Genomic DNA, 17199 nt, shown 5'->3' on the forward strand with positions numbered 1-17199 from the left:
TATGAAATTGAATGTTCTTCTCATTTTAGTTCTGTTAATTTTCTTTACATCTTGTTCTGAAGATAAGTTTCAACTGCCATCTAATGCAAATGAGCTTTTAACTAATAATTCCTCTAAAATCTGGAAAATCGCTAAGCGATTTAATGGCGACCATCGGATGAATATGGGAGATTGTTTCTTATCCTATCGCGTTACGTATAGCAATAATGGAAAAACTACAGATAACAACGCTTTAAATAAAGATTGTGGTGATTCCATGAATGTTGATTGGAGTTTTTATACTGATGATAACGGAAGCTTTATTAAGCTAAAAGGTGATAAAGTAAAAGAATTGCTTAATCAAGAAAAGGACTATAAGTATTTTAAGATACTAGACTTAACTGATTCCTTATTGGTAATTAAATTCAGGCATAAACAGTTTGGCAATACCAGCCGACTTATAACCGATTATTTAGTTCCTGAAAATATTAAAGTAGAAGGAAGAAACTTCCATAATTAATTTACTTTTCACAGTAACATTATAGCAGTTATATAGACCTATATATAAAGCATTTACTATGGGATATATGGGAATGGGCATGCAGAAATGGATTTATACGATGCGACCTCGTAAACCATTTTCTATGGAGCGTAAAGGCTCATTTACCGTTATACCAAAGTATAAACGAACATTTAAAATTCAGTATTCAAATATAAAAACAGACTTTTTTATAAAAACAGTGGTTATAGCTCTGTTCTCAATAATTACGGTACAATTGCTTTATCAATGGAGAGTATATGAGCAAAATCATTTCAAAAGTCTAAAAGTAATAAACGAAAGCAAAACAAACTGGGAGTTTAACTTCTTAATGAAATCAGGAAGAGAGCGTCTTAATCAACAAAATGTAATTGGTGCATATTCAGAATTTAAATTAGCTATTGCAATCTATCCAGATAATATTGAAGCAAAAGAGCTGCTAATACAGTCAGCAATTATGACTTGCTATAATCATGGTAAGTATTGTGAAGAACTTGAAAGTATAAAGACAGATTAAAATTTCAATAGCATCTTTATATCTGCACGCTCATAAGGGTTGTCTTTCTCTAATTCTAACTCAATAAAGCCATATTTTCTATACAGATATATAGCGTTTTCTAATTTGGTGTTAGAATAGAGCATAAACCCTTTTAGGTTTTGCTTCTTTGCAAAATCAATGCAATACTGCAACAATTTTTGACCTATTTTTTGACCTCTTGCTTTGGGTAAAACAGCCATTTTTGTCAATTCAAATACACCTTTTTCTTGAGTAGGCATAAGCGCTACAGTTCCTAAAATTGCTTCATTCTGTTTTGCAAAAAATATATGTCCGCCTTTGTTGATAATATACTTTTCAGGTTGACTTAAAACTTCTTCATCATAAGGTTCTATATAGAAAAAGGTCTGTAGCCACTCGATATTATAATCGTAGAAATAGGTAGCATATTTTGGCTGGTAATTAACTATTTCGGTTTGCATGTGCTTTAATAAAATCTATAATTAAATAACTAATCAATTTTCCGACTTGTGCTTTGTTTTTCTTGCTAGGTGCCGCTTCGCAAATATGCAAATACTTTGCATTTTTCTGTTGCCCTAGTTTATTTACAAACTGTCTTGCCTTGGATGAAGAAAAGCCACTTGGTGTCATAGCGCTACTCGGTACATTTTCTATAGCGTCGCAATCAACTTCAATCCCAAAACTAGAATTTCCCACATGTGCAATTGCACGTTTTAGTTCATCAGAAAAACCCTGTTCTTTCCTTACATAAAGCGCTTCAAACGTATTATACTCAATCGATTTCGTTTCGTTTAAAGTTTCTAAACTTTTCTGTGAGATATAGTTTTCATGTAATCCAAATATGAAATAGTTTTTCAAAAAACCCTCATTATAGGCATAGCTAAAGCCGTTACCACTATGACGCCCTTCTTCCGGTCTAAAATCGTGATGCGCATCAAAATTAATAGCATTAACTGGTTGCTTTAATGCCAGAGAAGTGCCTTTAATGTTACCGTAGGCATTGTTATGTCCACCGCCAATAATAATAGGCGTTTTACCAGCTTTTATAATAGAAAACACCAAATGAGATACATCTTCATCAACAGTTTCCGTTAGTTTTCTTGCTAATGCTACGCGTTTTTTATCCGTAAGTGATTCGTCTTTTACGAACTTTAGTTGTTCTTCATATTCTAAATATCCTAATACCAATATTTTTTTTGCATTGAGGAACGCATTACTCTGTGTATTTAACAAAATTTTTATTGTAGCATCCCAAGCCTTATATGTACCTGATTTTCCGTGATTTGCAATAACTCCAATATCTTCACAAACACCAAAAATTACATAGTCGACATCCAAAGCTTTAATGTCTTCGTAAATGGTAGTGAGGTTGTTAATCAACTGAACGTGTTCACCAAGTTTGGTTTCGCCTTTACGAGTTTTAACTGTCGATTTAAGGTGATTAGACGTAAATAAAATTAGATTTTGCATTTGAGATGAAAATTTAAATAAAATTACAGTTTAATATGATATCAAACTTGAAATGCAATAAAAAACAAGAATTAAAAATAACTTAAAACAAGAATTATGAGTAGCGCAAACAACAACATTGGTCTTAAGGTAGGTTTAGGAATTTTACTCGCCTTATTTTTAGGAACAGGATTTTACGCTTCAAAGCTTTACAGCGAGAAAAAGGAAACCGAAGCCACATTGGTAAAGGAGAAAAAGCAAGTAATGAATGACTTAACCGTAATGGCAAAGCAATATGATGCAGCCATCGGTGAAAATGAGATTGCAAACGAAAAATTAGTTGAAGCTAGGGAACGTATCCAAGGCTTAATGGACTCTTTAAAAGTATCACAAAATAGCGTGAACAGCTTGTGGAGATACAGAAAGAAGTACATGGCTTTACAAGAAGAGATGAATGTATTGTTAGAGGAAAATGACCGTTTAAAAGTTGAAAATGAGTTATTGGCTACAACACTAGACAGTACACAGATTCAGTTAGCAGAGCGTTCCGCTTTTACAGACTCTCTTTTAGTCCAAAACACAGAGTTAGCAGATGTTGTTAAAGATGCTGGTGCATTGCAAACTATAGGTCTTAAAGGCTTTGGTGTTATCGAGCGAAGCAGTGGTAAGCTTATACCAACTGAACGTGCAAGACGTAGTGATAAAATTAGAATTTGCTACACTGTGGCTAAGAATACTTTAGCCGATGCCGGTGACAAAGAATTGTATGTACAGGTTATAGACCCACAAAACAATGTTTTAGGAGCAAACAATCAAGTTGAATTTGAAGACAAAGTATTAAACTACAGTTTAATTAGTCGATTTAACTACGAGAACAGAAACTTAAATATTTGCGAGTTTGTAGCACCAAATGGTGATGAAGATTTTGAAAAAGGACGCTACGTCGTTAATGTATTTGATGAAAAAGACTTGATTTCTACTTCGGAGTTTACTCTGAAATAAAAATTAAATATTTGGTTGGTTAGTTTATTTATTTAAAAAGCCTGAAGTAAAGATGAACTGCTTCAGGCTTTTTTTTATGTCCAAACTTGTCCATTTATAATTACAGTATTGATAGGATTATGTCCAAACGCATAAGGAATTTCAGCATAGCTATCCATTGGTTTTGTAATGATAATATTAGCTTTTTTTCCACGTGTAATACTACCGTACATATTACTAAACCCCATCGCGTAAGCACCATTAATAGTAGCAGCATTGATGGCTTCTTCTGGAGTCATTTTTAACTTGATGCATGCAGAACTCACTATAAAATTCATATTACCACTAGGTGTAGAACCTGGGTTATAATCGGTAGCAATGGCTAAAGGAAGACCAGCATCAATAATTTGGCGAGCAGGTGTGTATGGTATTTCTAAGAAGTAGGAGCAACCAGGCAGCGCCACAGGCATAGTATCACTATCTCTAAGTGCTTCTATATCATCTTCATTAAGTTCTTCCAGATGGTCTACAGATAGCGCATTATGGTCTACGCCAAGCTTTACGCCACCTAGAATATTAAACTGGTTGACATGTATTTTAGGAATTAGATTGTATTTTTTTCCAGCTTTTAAAATCTTTTCAGTGTCTTCAACTGAAAAATAGCCTTTCTCACAAAATACATCTATATATTTTGCAACACGTAAAGCAGATGCTTTAGGGATAAGTTCGTTAATAATTTTATCAATATATGCTGATTTATCTTTTCTGTATTCTGATGGAATCGCATGCGCAGCTAGTAGTGTAGGTGCTATTTTGGCTAAACTATCTTGCTTAATTCTCTTAATGACCTTAAGCATTTTCAATTCGGCATCAATAGTAAGTCCGTAACCCGTTTTAATTTCTACAGCTCCCGTTCCCATAGCAATCATTTCATCCAAACGTTTTATAGATTGATTGTATAAATCATCTTCAGAAGTATTTTGAAGTTGTTTTGCGGAATTTAGTATACCTCCACCGCGATTAGCAATCTCGGCATAACTCAGACCATTAATTCTATCTACAAACTCAGATACTCTATTTCCAGCATAAACAATATGTGTATGCGAATCGCACCATGAGGGTAAAACAATTTTACCAGTAGCATCAATAACGGTTTCCGCATCCATACCTTCACAAAAATCCATAGTTCCATATTCTACAATAGTATCATCTTGGATGTATAAATAGGCGTTCTCTATTACAGGAAGTGTTTTCATGTCTTCTCCCTTAACAATGAGAATACTGTTTTCATGAACTTGAATTAGCTGTTTTATATTTTTTATGAGAATAGACAATGATTGGAAGTTTAGGGGTCGTAAAGCATTTAAAGTTACGAAAATTCTTTAGTATTATTATAAAAGAAAACTGCCACTTTAACTTAGATTAAAATGGCAGCATGATTATTTATTTGATGATATTTATTTTAAACTACCAACCATATCTTCTGGTTTTACCCACTCGTCATAATCTTCAGCACTTACATAACCTAAGTTTATAGCTTCCTCTTTTAAGGTAGTTCCGTTCTTATGTGCAGTATTTGCAATTTCGGCAGCCTTGTAGTAACCTATTTTGGTGTTTAAAGCGGTTACTAACATTAAAGAGTTGTTAAGGAGTTCTTTTATAACACTATGATTTGGCTCAATACCAGAAGCACAGTGCTCATCAAAGCTTACACAAGCATCACCTATTAATTGGGCAGATTGCAACAAGTTAGCAGCCATCATAGGCTTAAATACATTAAGCTCGTAATGACCTTGTGTACCTCCAACAGTAACTGCGACATCGTTACCCATAACTTGTGCACAAACCATAGTTAAGGCTTCACATTGCGTAGGATTTACTTTTCCTGGCATAATAGAACTTCCTGGCTCATTAGCTGGGATAATAATCTCTCCAATCCCTGAGCGTGGTCCTGAAGCCATCATTCTGATGTCGTTTGCAATTTTATTTAGAGATACAGCGATTTGTTTTAGTGCACCATGCGTTTCCACTATCGCATCATGTGCAGCTAAAGCTTCAAACTTATTTTTAGCTGTTACAAATGGATGATTTGTAAAGTCCGCAATATATTTTGCAACCAGTACATCGTAGCCATCTGGTGTGTTTAAGCCTGTACCTACAGCAGTTCCACCAAGTGCTAATTCGCTAAGGTGCTTAAGTGTGTTTTCTAAAGCAATAATACCATGGTCTAATTGCGATACGTAACCAGAAAATTCTTGACCTAAAGTTAAAGGCGTAGCATCCATTAAGTGAGTTCGCCCAATTTTTACAACATCGTTGAATTCTATTGATTTTTTATGAAGCGTATTTCTAAGTTGTATAATCCCTGGAATAGTTGTTTCAACAACTTTTTTGTAGGCTGCAATATGCATTCCAGTAGGGAAGGTGTCATTAGATGATTGTGATTTATTAACATCATCATTAGGTTGAATCGTTTTTTCACCTTCACCAATATTATGTCCTGCTATTTGATGTGCTCTGTTAGCAATAACCTCATTAACATTCATGTTACTTTGTGTACCAGAACCTGTTTGCCAAATCACTAAAGGAAACTGGTCGTCATGTTTTCTATCTAAAATTTCATCACAAACTTGAGCGATTAAATCTCGTTTATATTCATCTAAGACACCAAGTTCACAATTGGTATAAGCCGCAGCTTTTTTGAGGTATGCAAAACCGTAAACAACTTCTAAAGGCATTGATGCTGGGGCACCGATTTTAAAGTTATTTCTTGAGCGTTCTGTTTGTGCTCCCCAAAGTTTATCAGCAGGGACTTTTACCTCGCCCATAGTATCTTTTTCTATTCTGTAACTCATGTTAAATTTTGATTATTTAGTCTCACAAAGGTACGATTTATAGCTCGTTTTTTGAATCAAATTACACTGAAATATTCATATGTTAATTATGAAATTCTAAAAATTTCAAAACTATTTTTATGAAATTCACATTGATTTTCAAATACATAAAAACTAATTTGCTGCACTAATACTAACTAAATTATTCTCACTACTAATGGGAAAGAAAATCAACTTCATTGTTCTAACACTTATTGTTATTTTTTGTGCCTTTACGGCAACGAGTTATCAGGAATTATCTTCAACAATTGACAAAGGCGATACGGCTTGGATGCTTGTTGCTAGTGCTTTTGTATTACTAATGACACCTGGTTTATCCTTTTTTTATGGAGGTATGATAAATAAAAAGAATATTATATCTACCATGCTCCAAAGTTTTGTGGCTTTAGGGGTTATAAGTGTGCTTTGGGTTTTATTAGGTTTTAGTTTAGCATTTGGAGAGAGTATAGGTGGTATTATTGGTAATCCATTCACTTACCTAAATTTCAAAAATGTTGGTATTGAGCCTAATCCAGATTTTTCTGAAACCATACCTTTTCTATTATATGCATTATTCCAATTAAAATTTGCCATAATAACGCCTGCGTTGATTACAGGGAGTTTTGCAGGAAGAATTCGTTTTAGAAGCTACATCTTATTTATGGTATTATTTAGCTTATTTATTTATAGTCCATTAGCACATATGACCTGGCATCCTGACGGTTTATTAAGAAATTGGGGTGTCCTCGATTTTGCTGGTGGTACAGTAGTACACATGTCTGCTGGATTTGCTGCATTAGCAGGTGCCATATACTTAGGTAAACGTAAAAAAGCTGAAGAGAGTCCTGCTAATGTACCTTACGTTATTTTGGGTACGGGATTACTTTGGTTTGGGTGGTTTGGATTTAATGCAGGTTCTGCTCTAGGAGCAAATGGTGATGCGGTTATTGCCTTTGCAAATACCAATGTAGCTTCTGCAACAGCAATGATAGCTTGGTTGTTTTACGAGCGTTTTATGGGACGTAAAATGTCCGCAGTTGGTGCTTGTATAGGAGCTGTTGTTGGTTTGGTGGCTATTACACCAGCCGCTGGATTTGTAAATATCGGGCAATCTATTCTTATTGGTTTTGTTGCATCTATTATCTCTAATTGGATGATACACCTTAAAAACAAAACGAGTATTGATGATACATTAGATGTTTTTCCTTCTCATGGTATTGGTGGTGTTGTAGGTATGATTCTAACTGCGGTCTTCGCAGCCAATGTTGGTTTAGTTTATGGTGAAACAACTACGTTTTATTACCATATAATTGCCTTGTTCATTACAGCAATATTTACGTTCGGTGGAAGTTATTTACTATTCTTTTTGGTTGATAAACTCTTGAAAATGCGAGTAAGAGACGACCAAGAGGAGCGTGGCCTGGATATAAGTCAGCATGGAGAAACAGTAGAATAATATCAACTCATAATCTTGCCATCTACCATAGTTAACTTTCTATCTGCCATTGCGGCTAGCTCTTGATTGTGGGTGACGATAACAAACGTTTGCTTAAATTCTTCTCGGAGTTTAAAGAAGAGTTGATGTAGTTGTTCTGCAGATTCACTATCTAAATTTCCAGAAGGTTCATCAGCAAATATAATCTTCGGGTTATTGATTAAGGCTCTAGCAACTGCCACACGTTGTTGTTCACCACCAGACATAGAATTTGGCTTATGGTCTATACGTTCGCTTAAGCCAAGATAGGTCAGTATTTCTTTAGCTCTTTTCTCAGCTTCTGCTTTTGGTGTTTTATTTATAAAAGCAGGTATGCAAACATTTTCTAATGCAGTAAACTCTGGTAGTAATTGATGAAACTGAAAAATAAAACCAATATTAGTATTTCTAAACTTAGCTAAATCTTTGTCACTAAGCTGATTAATAGCTGTGTTATTGATTAAAAGTTGGGTTTCGTCTTTATAATCTGGTTTATCCAAAGTACCAAGAATTTGTAGAAGAGTTGTTTTTCCTGCGCCAGAGGCGCCTACGATAGAAATAATTTCGCTTTCTTCTATTGTTATATCTACACCTTTTAGGACTTGTAAATCGCTATAAGCTTTAAAAATTTGTTTTGCTGTGATGATAGCTCCCATAGTGTGTGAAATTACTATTAAAACTCTAGTGAAGCAATTAGCTAGAAGTATTTTTTTTGAAGACAGATTTTATTCCATTAAAATCTATAAAGTATTGCAAACGTAATGAGAATTGGTGGAGTGCAGGTTGTTCAAAAAGATTATCTAAACTTCCAGAAAATGTATCAAAAGCATCATCATTTACGTTAAACAATTGATTTCTATAAAGTGCGGTTAAGAAACTACCAGGCGCAAATTGCCACTGGTAACTTAAATCTACATTCCATGTACTAAAATTTACATTTGGGTCACTAGAAATATTATCCAAATTATAGCCAGAGTTTGTGGTTAGCCTTCCAGTATTTCCTAATAAGGTAAACAACTCATAATCATAATCAACGGTATCCCAATAATGTCTTAAGTTCAGTGAAACTGTATGTAGCGGATTAAAGGTATAATTTGCTGTAATTGTATTGGTAACACGACGTCTATCACGTTCTCCAAAAATAGTCTCGTCATTTTCTCTAGTAGCAAATCCACGCTCACCTTTGCGTTTATTGTACTCAATATTATAGATTAAGAGGAATTTGTCATTAAAGCGATATCTGGGCTCTAATTCTAAATTTGCAGACGTAAAATCACGACCATCTTCAAAAATAGCACCAACTGATGCTCTAATATCATATGCAAATGGACGGTCGTAATTAGTAGAAATAAAACCACCAATGCGTCCAGAATTCTCAAAAATAAATGGACGTCCATCTCTTGACTCAAAATAGTCAAACTGTTTTCCTGGGCTAAATCTAAAGTTAAAGCCGTATGCATCTAGTGATTTTTTAGCAACAGCAAAATAATTAGCACCGAAATTAAAACCTGTGAATACACCTGGATTAGACAAACGCCTGTAATTTACAAAACCGTTAATTCTAAAACGGTTGAGTTTTTCTGTTGGTGTAAAAATTTCGTAAGACCAATCCGCGCCAAAATCGTTACGATTATTTCTTAGGTTTAAGCCTATATCGTTAATATTAAATTTGGTATCTGCAAATCTGTGGTCAAAACTATAGCGCCAATTTCCATGTGTTTTTCCTATAAAAAAGAAACTACTAAAACCAGTTTCGGCATCAGCATCTTGATAATCAACATAACTCATTCTTAGCTCAGTATCTACTCTAAACGTATTTCTTTTGTTTTGAAAGTTGCTTACCAAAGCCGTGGCGTTTGCATCTCTAAAACTGCCTTCACGTAATACATTAGTATTAATCAGACTAATAGAAGAATTGCCATTGTACTGTTGGTCTATTGCTAAAACATTATAATTTGTAAACGGCTCAACAACTTCATTTCTTAAAAAATTACCGTCATCATCAGTTACAGTTGCATTCGTATTTTCGGTAATTGCATTTAAGATACCAATACCTAAACCACTTTTGGTTCGTCCTGAGACTTTTACAGCGTTTAAAACTTTGGTTGTATTTGGTCTGTTTAAATTTTCGCCTTCAGCTAAATCTACATTTCCAACAGGAGCACTTCCGATACGTCTCGAAAAAAACAATCCTCCTTTACTAAATAAGTCGACACCTTCAGTAAAAAATTGCCGTTGCTCGCGAAAAGTTTGTTCAAAAGGACCAAGGTTTAATTCTAAATTGTCAAAACCAACTTGACTAAAATCTGGAACTAAAGTTGCATCTAGAGTAAAGTTATCGGTAATACCATATTTTACATCCAGTCCAAATCGTAAGTCGGTTTCCGATTCGCCATCAAAAGTACTGGCAATCCCGGTAGTAAAAGGGTAAAGGTTTAATCTCACAGGTGGCTTAATATTGTCTAAACCTTTTAGCTCACCATGATATAAACCAATATTTCCTTGTGTTGGGTCAATAGGATTCCATGTAAAACGTGTTCGTGTTCTCCTAACTTCACGGTGAAATTGGATACCCCAAGTTGGTGTATCTTGCTCAGGAAAACGTAAAGCGCGATAAGGTATTTTCATCTCAACAGACCAACCGTTGTCATGCATTTTTACAGCACTTTGCCAAACGGCATTCCAACCAAAATCTTCTCCAATAGTAGGATTTACAATAGCATCCGCTTGTTGACCAGAAGCAAAAACAAAAAATGTGATATCATTTTGAGCGTCATTATTTGGGTTTAGAACTAATAGAAAAAAGTCTGATTGACCAAAATCATCTCTGTTGGTCAGCTGTTTCATTATCTTGCTCGGGTCGTCGTACATATATGCAGATACATATATAGCTTGATTATCATAAGTGATTTTTACCTCGGTACGTTCTGACTTAGGTGCTTTTAAACCAATTTCTGGCTGAAAAGAGATAAAATCTGTAGCAATTTCTGCATTTTTCCAAACTTCATCATTTAAAATACCATCTATTTTAGGGGCTATTGTTGTGCGTTCTATATTCAGTATTTTTTTGCTCTGACTAAAATTCTTCACGCCGAAAAAGATTACTGTGGCAAGTAAGATAGAACGTTTAATATTGTAAGAGAAAAGGAGACGGATGGCTTTAGTATTTAGTTTCGAATTAACAACGGCGCAAAGCTAATAAGCTAGGTACATTACCGCTCTTAATTAAACGTTAAAAATATCCCTGTAAATGCCATAATGACGTTTCATTTTTTTGGAATACTTATTGATTTACAATTGCTAAAACTATTGAATGAATAAATTTTTAAAACTATTTCTCTGCCTTATGCTCGATGCAGTGGGTTATCTCTCTTTTGTAATACCTGGTATTGGTGAATTTTCAGATGTTATTTGGGCGCCATTATCTGGATATATTATGACAAAACTTTACAAAGGTAAGGCAGGCCGAATTGCAGGTGTAATAGCTTTTGTAGAAGAAGCATTTCCGTTTAGTGATGTGGTACCTACATTTACAATTATGTGGATTTATACCTATCTGATTACATCTAAAACAAAAAAACAACTATAGTGATTTTCTAATACTAATAAAGCCAGCTATTAAAATAGAAGTGCTTATAAAATAGGGTATTATGTACTCTTTTAGCCCGAGTATAAGCAAAATAGCTATCATTAAAAGCTGAAAACCCAACCCAAAAATTGAAAGTGAAGTCATTAACCAATTGGGAAGCGTTTTTCCTGTGGAGGCTTTGTGGTCTAATGTGTAAATAATCTTATCAAAAGGCCCATAAAATAGTTTGTAAAGTTTGAATAGAATATTGACGTTACTTTGTGTTTCTCCCTTGAGTGCTGTTGGTGTTTTTTCTTCAAAAATTCTGCTTGTTGTATCACCATTATGCCGTGTTCTCAATATAACATAATAATAATTGTATAGTGTTCCTTGCAGCTGTATACATAAAAAGGCTAAAAGTGTAAGCCATATATTACTCTCCGTAACGTGATAAATAGCGAATAAAAAAATAGCATTTAAAATGAAGTCTGAAACAGAATCTAAGTACCTTCCTGTGTAAGAAGGTGTGTTTTTTACTCGAGCTAACTCACCATCAGCAGCGTCAAGGATAGATTTTAAAACAAGAAATAAAGCAGCCAACCAATAGGCATTTTTGAGTATACAAATCGTGGCTATTAGACCAGAGATTATAAATCCTATAGTCACATGAATAGGAGTGAAGTTTGTGTTTTTTAAGGCTTTAGATATGACTCTTGCGGCAGGTCTTCCGTAGTCAGAAAGGTCAATAAATTTATGTGCAGTTGGTAACTTAGACATTTAAAAATTAAACAGAATACATTTTGCTGAAATATATCAATATTCGAAATCTGTTTTTCGAGCTGCAATATACGCAATCATTAGCGTAACAATGTCTTCATTAACATTTATAAGTGCGTCATCTAATTTTGACCAATGACTAGAAAGATAATCTTTAGATTTTAGTATAATTCGTCGTCTTTCTATGATATCTTTCGGAATTGGTAACGCTTCAAAAATGCTTATAGCGTCATTAATTATTAATGCCGTTTTGTGAGCGTCTATATCTTGAAACGCTTGCAATACTTCGTGTGCATATTCTCCAGAAGTATTGTAAAAAAAGCCAAACAGACCATTGTTATTGATTTCGCTTTCAAAAATATCAATAAAAACAAAGTTTTGTTCGGCTTTGGAGAGTTTTGTAAAATGACCTGCTTTGTGAGATTTATTCCACAAAACTGTCCCTACTAATTCAATTTTATCAGTATCAGATTCTTGGGAAAGCGCGAAGTCGATTTCGGTCATTTCAATTCATGTTTAATTTAATGAAAAAAAGCACCATTAATGGTGCTTTTCTTATTTGTTAGTCGGTGAAATTATTGCACAGTAACATTAAATGTAGCAATTATATCTGTTTCACCACCAGCATTAGTAATATCTCCACTGCTTACACCTGCAGCATCTTTTACTGGCTCATGTCTTAGAGTAACTGTGAAGTCTCCAGAAGCAGCTGCACCAGTGGTAAAAGTAAAGCTCAATCCTACTGGATTTCCATTACCATCCATGTCTGCATATGCAACTGTACCTAATCCAGTTGTAAAGAAAAATTGGTGCTCATCATCTTCTTCTTCAACTTCTTCTGTGATGTCTTCTACATTATTTAAATCTGTTTCGTCTAGTAATTCAATAGAGCCATTGTAAGTTGTATTTGCCATTAATGTTCCATTGGTAATTACTGGAGGGTTTGGACCATCACCATCTAAATCTCTTGTTTGTAAAGTAACCGTATTTCCGCCCGCAGTTGGAGTTAATTCAATAGTCATTGTTGTAATTACCTCTTCTTCATTTACTAGTGTTGGATTATCATCATCACTACAAGATGTAAATAATGCTAAGCATAAAAACGGGATGGCTAATAATTTAAAAGTTTTCATGTTTGATAAGTTTAAAAAATTGGTTTTCATAATTGTTTTTTTAATAGGTTAATTGTACTTGTAATAGAATGTTTCTTCCCAAATCATCGGCAAAATATCTTAGACGATTCAGGTAGTTTCTATAATTAGTGTTTAATAAATTGTTAATGTTTAATCCTACATTTAAACTTGTTTTTTTAGATATAGGAAAGGTAGCTTCGGTATAAAAATGAAGCAAATGATAGGCTGAAGGTGGCGTGCTAATATCCACAACAGTCGTCTCGTTTGTTGAAGCGTTTGTAACTTCAAAATTGAAATCAGGAAATTCATTCTGTCTAAACATCCATTCAGACTTTAAGCTAGCTGAAAAATTATTCCATTCTGCTTTATTAAAAGTAATTGCGTTATTGATATTAAAAGGCGGAATATCTATAATTGGTCGGTTTTCGTCCAAGTCATTTGCCTTAATAAACGATGTGCTATTACTCAAATTAAAGTTTGAATTAATATCATAATTTGCCGAAATATCAATACCAAAAAATTCAGCATCAGTTTTAGTGAAATTCCAAACAGGAAACGCGCCTCTAATGGTTTGTTCAACACCAAAAGGTCTTATGTAAATAAAATCATTGATTCTATTATAAAACACATCGACATTAAGCTCAAAATTAGAGGTTTGCACATTATAAGTTGCCGAAATGCGATTAGATATTTCTTGGTCTAAACGCAAATCTCCAAGCTCAATACGCGCTGCGGAATGGTGTAAACCATCACTAAATAATTCCGAAGGATTTGGTGGTCTGCTCGCTAAACTGTAATTGGCTAATAAGTAGCTATTACTATTTAAATCGAACTTTGCACCAGCAGAAGCCGAAATGTTATGGAAGTTAAAAATGGGATTAGTCAGAATTTGTGTACCTAAATCTTCAATCTCAAATTCAGCAAACTCCACATCATATCCACGTTCTTCCCAGCGGCTTGTTCTGTAAAACTTCTTAGCATCAATACGGTTAAAATCATACCTCAAACCAGCGTCAATGGTCACATCATCATTTAATTTCCATTCGCTAGTGCCATAAATTCCAAAATCGTATTTATCGTAATCAGGGATTAGACGCCTTACTCCAGTATCAGGATTTGCAAAATTATTCTGATATCTGCCCATAACACCAAAGCTTAACTTTCGGTCTAGATTAGAATCTACGACAACATCTGCCGATACCGTATGCGTTTGTAGATTTAAATCTAATGCAGGTTTGTCTCTGTCTTCTCCAACACGGATATCAAACTCAAATCGTTGATTATTTTGGTAGTCGTATTGTAAGCTTAGCTTTCCAAAATTCTGAAAACGCTTGTAATACAATCCCTTAAGCAAATGATGTCTAATCTCTTGTTTTGGCGAATTGATATCATAACTAAAATCATCGACAACAAAAGGCTCATCAGAATTTATAGCCGTAACTAAATCATTAATATTACCAATGTGTGATGAACGGAGTATACCAATTTCGTTATTCAAAAAACTGTAGAAGACTTCAAAACCAGACTCTAATGTTTTTTTACCTCCATTTGCCGTAAAACCATATGATTTTGCTCCGGTATTGGTCAATAAATAATCTGGCGACTCAAAGTCTCCATTTTGTTTAACTGAGCCTTGAACATTGGCAAACCAACCTGTTTTAAACGTTTTATTTAACGATGTTGATGCAGTAAAACCTCGACCGTTTGTTTGTCCGCTTAATGTTGTATTTCCATAGAGTGTATCTTTTAGAATAACACGTCTAGGATTAATGACTACAACACCGCCAACAGCATCACCACCATAACGCAAAGCACCAGAACCTTTAATAACGGATATTTGATTGGCAGAATTAATATCTATGCTTGGCGCATGCTCAATTCCCCATTCTTGGTCTTGCATACGTACATTGTTATTTACAATTAATAAGCGGCTGCTATGCATACCATTTATCATTGGTTTAACAATAGTATTTCCCGTATTTATAGACGAAATTCCGGGCACTTCTTTAAGTGCATCACCAAGACTTAAACTGCTGTAACGCTTTAGCTTTTTAGAATCTATAACAGTTTCTTGTGCTGTTTTAGTCTCATTTTTGTTGGCATTAGCATTTACAGAAACTTCGTTTAGTTCTTCTATGTGATGTTCTAAAGAAATGGTCTTAAAGGTATCGCTAGTAATCGTATACTTTTCTGTCTTATTCTCGCATGCAACGTGGGTGATTATTAGTGTAATTTCACCAGCACAAAGGCTTTCAATCTTAAACTTTCCATCAATATCTGATGCAACATATTTGTCTAGTTCTTTGATATATATAGTCGCACCAACAATAGGTGTTTTATCATGAAAGTCTACAATTTCTCCTAAAAAGATAAAATTACAGTCTTGAGAATAGCCAGAAAGACTAACAAAAAGCGCAATGATTGCAATAAAATGCTTCATTAAATAAAAATTAAATAAGATGTAACGAACACGCTAAGATTATATAGGTGTTTTTACAGAATGAATTTCAATACTTTAATTTATATTGAAATTGGCGGGCCTCGTAATGAAGTTTGAAGCCTCTGATAGTCGCTAATAAATGAGTATTGCGACTTAACGTCGGGGTTTTTAATATTAAATTCTAAAACATCAATTGGTTTTAGAAGATGAACGTATTGCGTGTTGAGTTTAAATTTATAAAACTCACAATCAATATCTAATTCGTGAAAGTGAGACGTAGATTTACCGTAACAGATTTCATGCTCATGATTTTGAAAACCATGAGAAAACTTAACCATAGATGGTGCGAGTATTGCTATTACTAGCAAAAGGGCAGATATTCTAGCTATGATATGTAGTTTAAAGTCTTTCAATCTATAAATCGTCCTAAACCAAATCGTCTCAACATTTTCTTTTCAAAATTCCAAAAAAACTGAAACTGACCAAAAAGCCAACCAAAGAAAACAAGTAATATTTGATAAAAAATTAGCCCAATTATAATAAATAAAAACCAATAAACGATTGGGTTTAGGTTTTCTTTAGTAATTCCTACAAACTTTATTATCGGTCTACCAATAAACATTGATGAACTACCAGTGATAGCAAAAACAATAAATACACGAATCATTTCCCATTTCTGGTCAAGAATCCATTTGTTTTCAAGTTTTTTAAATAAAAATAAAGTGAACTTTAACAACAAGAAAAAACACAATATTGATACAATGACTATTGTAGCAATGCCAAATTTGCTAATTATGGCGTTTGCAATTTTAAAAGATGAATAGCCAAGGGCAATTACCCCGATTACAGGGAATATTAATTGCCAGTTTTGAGTTATTTCCCAGCGATTTTTAAATTTTTCCATAGCGTTAAAAACGCTACAAATTTACATTAAATTCTGACGACAAAAGGTCCTAATTTTTGATTATAGGTCAACTGAAAGTAAATGAAGTAGTTGTAGAGTTTATAATTAATCTCATAGCCATAATCTTCGCGTGGATTGTAATCTATCCGAAGCTCGTATAAATTTGGGTCAAACTGTTGAGGCTGATTAACTCTTATATTCCAGTTGGTAACATAAATTTGATTACGAGTTTCTAAAAAGTTTTGGGAATAGTAATGTCTAGGACGAGCTGTACTCTGTAACCAAGCATTAAAACCAGGCTCAATAATTATTATTTCGTATTCATTTTCGTCACTATCTATGACAACTGTATCATTTGCCACAAGGCTTTCTTCTCGCTCATCACCAACTGGTTTTGGCGCGTCTACAGTTTTGCAACTAGAAATAAGAATTAGTAATAAAAGAAATGGGATTAGTGTTTTCATAATATAAAGTTATTAAATATTGAATTTGTTTTAGGGTTATACGTTGTATTTAACACTTCAAATAACCGAATAGTTATAGGAATTTTAAAACTGTAATACGTT

18 protein-coding genes are annotated in these 17199 nt (G+C 33.9%); 5 read left to right on the forward strand and 13 right to left on the reverse strand.

Annotated features, from left to right (window positions below):
• Nucleotide 1 precedes the first annotated feature (1 nt).
• Nucleotides 2-499, forward strand: coding sequence for a hypothetical protein (locus BUB95_RS11340; protein WP_073086531.1), 498 nt, complete (start codon nt 2-4; stop codon nt 497-499).
• A gap of 58 nt (nt 500-557) precedes the next feature.
• On the forward strand, nt 558-1034 hold the full coding sequence (locus BUB95_RS11345) for a hypothetical protein (protein WP_073086533.1): 477 nt from the start codon (nt 558-560) through the stop codon (nt 1032-1034).
• Here the strand turns inward: BUB95_RS11345 and BUB95_RS11350 are convergent.
• Both BUB95_RS11350 and BUB95_RS11355 read right to left on the reverse strand, forming a co-directional pair.
• On the reverse strand, nt 1031-1495 hold the full coding sequence (locus BUB95_RS11350) for a GNAT family N-acetyltransferase (RefSeq protein ID WP_073086534.1): 465 nt from the start codon (nt 1493-1495) through the stop codon (nt 1031-1033). The two genes, BUB95_RS11345 and BUB95_RS11350, sit on opposite strands and share 4 nt — an antisense overlap.
• Nucleotides 1476-2504, reverse strand: a complete 1029-nt coding sequence (locus tag BUB95_RS11355) for a formimidoylglutamase (RefSeq protein WP_073086536.1) — start codon at nt 2502-2504, stop codon at nt 1476-1478. The genes BUB95_RS11350 and BUB95_RS11355 overlap by 20 nt, the downstream gene beginning before the upstream one ends.
• Nucleotides 2505-2600: 96 nt before the next feature.
• Here BUB95_RS11355 and BUB95_RS11360 point away from each other — a divergent pair, with 96 nt between their 5' ends.
• Complete coding sequence (locus BUB95_RS11360) at nt 2601-3485, forward strand: chromosome partitioning protein ParA (protein WP_073086538.1); 885 nt, start codon at nt 2601-2603, stop codon at nt 3483-3485.
• Between the two features lie 74 nt (nt 3486-3559).
• On the opposite strand, the gene hutI is transcribed toward BUB95_RS11360, so the two are convergent.
• Both hutI and fumC read right to left on the reverse strand, forming a co-directional pair.
• Nucleotides 3560-4798, reverse strand: coding sequence for an imidazolonepropionase (hutI, locus tag BUB95_RS11365; RefSeq protein WP_073086540.1), 1239 nt, complete (start codon nt 4796-4798; stop codon nt 3560-3562).
• 123 nt (nt 4799-4921) lie between these two features.
• On the reverse strand, nt 4922-6319 hold the full coding sequence (gene fumC, locus BUB95_RS11370; RefSeq protein WP_073086541.1) for a class II fumarate hydratase: 1398 nt from the start codon (nt 6317-6319) through the stop codon (nt 4922-4924).
• A gap of 196 nt (nt 6320-6515) precedes the next feature.
• Here fumC and BUB95_RS11375 point away from each other — a divergent pair, with 196 nt between their 5' ends.
• Nucleotides 6516-7793, forward strand: a complete 1278-nt coding sequence (locus BUB95_RS11375) for an ammonium transporter (RefSeq protein ID WP_073086543.1) — start codon at nt 6516-6518, stop codon at nt 7791-7793.
• A gap of 2 nt (nt 7794-7795) precedes the next feature.
• Here BUB95_RS11375 and BUB95_RS11380 read toward each other — a convergent pair whose 3' ends face one another.
• The gene (locus BUB95_RS11380) at nt 7796-8458 is read right to left on the reverse strand and encodes an ABC transporter ATP-binding protein (RefSeq protein WP_073087418.1); all 663 of its coding nucleotides are present in this window, start codon (nt 8456-8458) and stop codon (nt 7796-7798) included.
• A 46-nt stretch (nt 8459-8504) separates the two neighbouring features.
• Nucleotides 8505-10901 (reverse strand): DUF5916 domain-containing protein, encoded by a 2397-nt coding sequence (locus tag BUB95_RS11385; RefSeq protein ID WP_234969264.1) that lies wholly within the window; start codon nt 10899-10901, stop codon nt 8505-8507.
• 223 nt (nt 10902-11124) lie between these two features.
• Between BUB95_RS11385 and BUB95_RS11390 the strand changes: the two genes are divergently transcribed.
• Nucleotides 11125-11400 carry a hypothetical protein gene (locus BUB95_RS11390; RefSeq protein ID WP_073086547.1) on the forward strand — a complete coding sequence of 92 codons (276 nt, stop codon included), beginning with the start codon at nt 11125-11127 and terminating at the stop codon, nt 11398-11400.
• On the opposite strand, the gene BUB95_RS11395 is transcribed toward BUB95_RS11390, so the two are convergent.
• The 7 genes from BUB95_RS11395 to BUB95_RS11425 all read right to left on the reverse strand — a co-directional run bounded on the left by BUB95_RS11395 (nt 11395) and on the right by BUB95_RS11425 (nt 17097).
• Nucleotides 11395-12156 carry a CDP-alcohol phosphatidyltransferase family protein gene (locus tag BUB95_RS11395; protein ID WP_073086549.1) on the reverse strand — a complete coding sequence of 254 codons (762 nt, stop codon included), beginning with the start codon at nt 12154-12156 and terminating at the stop codon, nt 11395-11397. The genes BUB95_RS11390 and BUB95_RS11395 overlap by 6 nt on opposite strands.
• Before the next feature lie 36 nt (nt 12157-12192).
• The gene (locus tag BUB95_RS11400) at nt 12193-12660 is read right to left on the reverse strand and encodes a DMP19 family protein (RefSeq protein WP_073086551.1); all 468 of its coding nucleotides are present in this window, start codon (nt 12658-12660) and stop codon (nt 12193-12195) included.
• A 71-nt stretch (nt 12661-12731) separates the two neighbouring features.
• Nucleotides 12732-13289, reverse strand: coding sequence for a type 1 periplasmic binding fold superfamily protein (locus BUB95_RS11405; protein ID WP_073087420.1), 558 nt, complete (start codon nt 13287-13289; stop codon nt 12732-12734).
• A gap of 40 nt (nt 13290-13329) precedes the next feature.
• Entirely contained in the window at nt 13330-15729 is a 2400-nt protein-coding gene (locus BUB95_RS11410; RefSeq protein ID WP_073086553.1) for a TonB-dependent receptor, read from the reverse strand.
• An 80-nt stretch (nt 15730-15809) separates the two neighbouring features.
• Nucleotides 15810-16142: a hypothetical protein gene (locus BUB95_RS11415; protein ID WP_234969265.1), complete on the reverse strand. Its 333-nt coding sequence runs from the start codon at nt 16140-16142 to the stop codon at nt 15810-15812.
• Nucleotides 16139-16633: a DUF6787 family protein gene (locus BUB95_RS11420; protein WP_073086556.1), complete on the reverse strand. Its 495-nt coding sequence runs from the start codon at nt 16631-16633 to the stop codon at nt 16139-16141. Before BUB95_RS11420 ends, BUB95_RS11415 begins: the two co-directional genes overlap by 4 nt.
• 26 nt (nt 16634-16659) lie before the next feature.
• Nucleotides 16660-17097 carry a DUF6146 family protein gene (locus BUB95_RS11425; protein ID WP_073086567.1) on the reverse strand — a complete coding sequence of 146 codons (438 nt, stop codon included), beginning with the start codon at nt 17095-17097 and terminating at the stop codon, nt 16660-16662.
• Nucleotides 17098-17199 lie beyond the last annotated feature (102 nt).

Source organism: Winogradskyella jejuensis (assembly GCF_900129745.1).
Taxonomy (GTDB): Bacteria; Bacteroidota; Bacteroidia; order Flavobacteriales; family Flavobacteriaceae; genus Winogradskyella; species Winogradskyella jejuensis.